Below are 4655 nucleotides of genomic sequence, written 5' to 3' on the forward strand. Positions count from 1 at the left end.
TCCGGGAGTAAACATGGAACGCGCTATTTCTGCGTTGGGGATTTTAGTTTTTATTGGTATATCCTACGCCTTCTCGGTTAATCGTCGTGCGGTGCGTTGGCGCGTAGTAGCTTGGGGTTTGGGATTAGAGTTTGCATTGGCGCTAGTAATTCTAAAAACTCCTTGGGGTTTGAATGTGTTTAAATCTCTGGGAGATATTGTCAGCCAATTTTTAGCATTTTCTGATGTTGGTGCAAAATTTGTCTTTGGAGAAAATTTTAAGGATCATTTCTTTGCCTTCCAAGTGCTGCCGACAATTATCTTTTTCTCTTCCTTTATCAGCGTTTTGTATTACTACGGCATTTTACAGCGAGTCGTAAATGTGATGGCGTGGGTAATGATGAAGACGATGAAAACATCCGGTTCTGAATCTTTATCGTGTGCAGGTAACATCTTTTTGGGGCCAACAGAGTCGGCGCTGATGGTTAAACCTTATATAGCGAAGATGACGCAATCAGAACTTCATGCCCTGATGACGGGTGGTTTTGCCACAATTGCGGGTGGAGTACTAGGGGCATATCTCTCCTTTGGGATACCAACAGAACACCTGATTGCTGCTTTTTTTATGACTGCTCCCACATCGTTGGTGGTATCAAAATTGCTGTACCCAGAAACAGAAGTATCAGAGACGGCTGGCAAGGTAAAAGCAAATGTAGAAACCAATTATGTAAATGTAATTGATGCTGCTACTACCGGAGCAATTGATGGTGTGAAATTAGCAGTTAATGTTGGGGTGATGATTATTGCCTTTTTAGGATTATTAGCTGCCTTGAATGCACTGCTGGGATGGTTGGGGACATTTGTAGGTTTACAGCAACTGTCATTACAGTGGATTTTATCTTTTGTTATGGCTCCAGTAGCTTGGCTGATGGGCGTACCTTGGGCTGATTGTCGGCAAGTCGGGGCTTTATTGGGTACAAAAACAATTCTGAATGAGTTTATTGCTTTTTTGGATTTGAAGGCACTAATTGAAAGTGGTAAAATTTCCAAACGTGCAGTAATTATTGCAACTTACGCCTTATGTAATTTTGCTAATATCGGTTCAATTGGAATTACTATTGGCGGCATTACTGGAATAGCACCTAATCGCCAGCATGATTTAGCTCGCATGGGTGTAAGGTCAATGGTTGGCGGATTGCTAGCGGGTTTTATTACCGCTTGTATTGCTGGGATGTTGATTTGAAAGAGGCGCGGGGTATAGGGGAAAAGAGGGTTTTCCGATTTTGGCGATCGCCCTTACCCCCTATGCTGGAGAAAGCGATCGCTGGGTGAATTTTAGCAGCCGGGTTTCCAAAACACGTTGCCAAACCAGTACGACCAACTTAATTACTAACCTCAATTGCAGATTTGCTAGCGCAAGGGTATAACTAAAACTTTTTATAATGATGCTGCCCAGTAGCTTAAAACGCCAGAATACGTTGCATTTATGTGAAAACACTGGGTTTCATGGTGGAGTAAAACCGGATTTATTATCCTACCTCCAGAGGAGTTATGAGCAAAGATGTTACATATTAGACACTTTAAAAATCTTAATTTATCCGTAGATTCATTTTTATAAAATTGTATTTTGCAAAAAAATAATTCCTAGACAAATCATAGGCAAAAATCTTGGCGCAATCATGCCCAAAATTTTTGATTGCGATCGCTAATTTTCAGTCTAATATTTTAAAATTTACCATTAGAGACAACTATCTAAAGAGTGAAAGTTATTTCTCGAGATCCAGCCATTAGTTAGTTGTATAATTTCCCTCAAAGATTAACAATACAAAATATCGCCAAAACAGATTTTATTTCTTAAGTGTTGCTAAAGATCATGAGGCATGTAGCTTGACGGCATTAACCATCTTCTGCAATTATAAAGAGGCGGCTATTAAAAGCTAATTATTCTAGTGCTTGGCTGCGATTTTATCAGTTATAAAATCGCCTACTTGCATGTAAGGATCTTTATTTTTGCAACATACCATATAGCACAATATCGTTGCTTATGCTTGTTAGTGTTATATGCGGTTTTTTAAAAACCAAATATAAATTTTGTACTACGTGTGGTGAACATTTAGATAATAGAGGAGATTTCCATGTTTAGTTCCTTTCGTTGGCCATCAGCCAGGGTTGCTTTAGTAGTTTTGGGGATGACAGCTGCTACAATCACTCCCATAGTAATTTCTACCCCAGCTTTATCTCAAAATACTGTTCCATCTACGACACCATCGCCTGCAACACCATCGCCTGCAACACCATCACCTACTTCATCAGTAAACTTGTCTGATGTTTCCTCAGATTATTGGGCGCGTCCCTTCATTCAAGCCCTAGCTGACAATAACGTGATTAGTGGCTTTCCTGATGGCAGCTTTAGGCCGAATCAAGGTGTGACTCGGGCTGAGTTTGCCGCCCTAATTCAAAAAGCTTTCCCTAACCAAAATCGAGTTCGGCAATTAAGCGCAGGTGGATTTAAGGATGTTCCTGCTGGCTATTGGGCAGCTTCTGCAATTCAGAACGCCTACGAAACTGGATTTCTAGCAGGTTATCCTGGGAACGTATTTAGACCAAGTGAACAAATACCGAAGGTACAGGCGATCGTTGCTGTAACCAATGGTTTGGCTTTAACTGGTAGCACCACTGGAGCCAGTACTGACCTCAGCACCTACTACACCGACGCCTCAGCTATCCCGAACTATGCTGTTAGTAGTGTGACAATAGCAACACAATCTAATATTGTTGTTAATTATCCAGATGTAAAACAACTCAATCCGCAACAGCCCCTGACTCGTGCTGAAGCTGCGGCACTCTTATATCAAGCTTTGGCTAGACAGGGAAGGGTGCAACCTATTGCGAGCAATCTTCCAGCTAATCAATATATTGTCGGTGCAACTCAAACCGGTAATGATATTGTTTCTCTTGCTGCATCCAGTACTTCTTTGACAACTCTGACTTCTTTATTAAAGACAGCTGGTTTAACAGATATTCTTCAACAGCCTGGCCCTTATACAGTCTTCGCTCCAACCGATCAAGCATTTGCTGCTTTACCTGCTGCTACCTTACAGCAGTTACAGCAACCAGAAAACAGAGATGCATTGATTAAGATTTTGTCATACCATGTCGTTCCTGGTGCAGTTACTTCTAGTCAACTCTCGGCTGGAGAACTGAAAACCTCTGGACAAAGCTCTGTAAATATTCAAATTGATCGCGCTAACAATCAAGTCTCGGTGAATAATGCCAGAGTTATCCAGGCGGATGTCCAAGCTAGCAATGGTGTTATCCATGCAATTAACCAAGTCCTCGTTCCGCCTGATGTTAACATCAGTCAGTTAAATCAGCCGCCAACAGGAAATACAGATGGCACAACGCCTAATGTAAGACCAGGTAGAACTACTCTTGGTGGCCCTAGCTACATCGGGGGTGGTGGTAACATTGGTTTGAGCGGTGACGATACAGCTTTGGGCGACAGCAACTTTTCAGCGTTCAGCAAAATTGGTCTGACACGCAATATCTCAGTTCGGCCATCAGTGATCTTTGGGGATGATACATTGTTTTTGGTTCCCTTGACTTTGGATTTTACTCCTCGCGCAAGCACTGAGGTGGGTCAACGAACTTTCTCTATCTCTCCTTATCTGGGTGCTGGTGTAGCGATAGAAGCTAATCTCGATACTGATTTTGGATTACTGCTAACTGGTGGTGTAGACGTTCCTCTCGGTACTCGATTTACGTTAAATGGCGCTGTAAATGCTGCTTTTATGGATGAAACTGATGTCGGGCTACAATTAGGACTTGGCTACAACTTCTAATTTAAGATAGAAATAGGGGCAATTGATCAATTGCCCCTACCTAGAAATAAAAGTCTCGGCTGGTGTTTGCGTAATTTATAGCCATTTTCAATCCGATAAGGTATAAGTATGCAAATAGACCTAACCCCCTAACCCCCTTCCCGAAACGAGAATGGAAGTGAGGTCAAAATTGTACCTCACGCTTGTCGAGAACCGCTATATAAACAACTAGAAATCAGTATACTAAGATCGCTTGATAGCTAAAGTCAGTCCATCGGCGATTGGGACAAGGGAGAGCGTTACCCGTTCGTCATGATGTAACTTCTCGTTGAGCGCCCGGATAGCTTGGGTGCTTTCATCTTGATTTTGCGGGTTAGCAACTTGCCCTGACCATAAAACATTATCAATAGCAATCAATCCACCTGGACGCATCAGTTGCAGCGATCGCTCATAATATCCATCATAATTTTCTTTATCAGCATCAATAAAAGCAAAATCAAATGTCTCGGCTTGTCCAGTTGCCAACAGATGATCTAAAGTTTCTAAACCTGGTGCCAATCGCAGATCAATTTTCTCAGCAACCCCGGCTTCTTGCCAATATCGGCGGGCGATCGCAGTAAATTCTTCACTCACATCAGCAGCGATTATCTTCCCATCAGCCGGTAGCGCCAAAGCTACAGAAAGTGAGCTATAACCAGTAAATACTCCAACTTCCAGGGTTTTCTTAGCTCCAATAAGCTGCACCAAAAGTCTCATAAACTGCCCTTGTTCTGGTGAAATCTGCATTCCACTTCGGGGATGGCTGGCGGTTTCTTGGCGCAACTTCAAAAGAATCTCCGGTTCCCGCAACGAAAC

The 4655-nt window shown here is 42.4% G+C and carries 3 protein-coding genes; 2 read left to right on the forward strand and 1 reads right to left on the reverse strand.

Translation table 11 applies throughout. The features are described 5' to 3' along the window. Nucleotides 1-13: 13 nt before the first annotated feature. Both VE944_RS02485 and VE944_RS02490 read left to right on the forward strand, forming a co-directional pair. The gene (locus VE944_RS02485) at nucleotides 14-1222 is read left to right on the forward strand and encodes a NupC/NupG family nucleoside CNT transporter (protein WP_324971781.1); all 1209 of its coding nucleotides are present in this window, start codon (nucleotides 14-16) and stop codon (nucleotides 1220-1222) included. An 892-nt stretch (nucleotides 1223-2114) separates the two neighbouring features. After that, nucleotides 2115-3821, forward strand: a complete 1707-nt coding sequence (locus VE944_RS02490; RefSeq protein ID WP_324971775.1) for a fasciclin domain-containing protein — start codon at nucleotides 2115-2117, stop codon at nucleotides 3819-3821. Nucleotides 3822-4043: 222 nt separating this feature from the next. Here VE944_RS02490 and VE944_RS02495 read toward each other — a convergent pair. Next, a partial coding sequence (locus VE944_RS02495; protein WP_324971778.1) for a class I SAM-dependent methyltransferase occupies nucleotides 4044-4655 on the reverse strand: 612 nt, incomplete at its 5' end.

It is taken from the genome of Nostoc sp. (assembly GCF_035638895.1).
Taxonomy (GTDB): Bacteria; Cyanobacteriota; Cyanobacteriia; order Cyanobacteriales; family Nostocaceae; genus Nostoc.

Coding starts and splice junctions, on each gene's coding strand:
- VE944_RS02490 (WP_324971775.1), top strand. CDS start 2,115: ATGTTTAGTTCCTTTCGTTGGCCATCAGCCAGGGTTGCTTTAGTAGTT.
- VE944_RS02485 (WP_324971781.1), top strand. CDS start 14: ATGGAACGCGCTATTTCTGCGTTGGGGATTTTAGTTTTTATTGGTATA.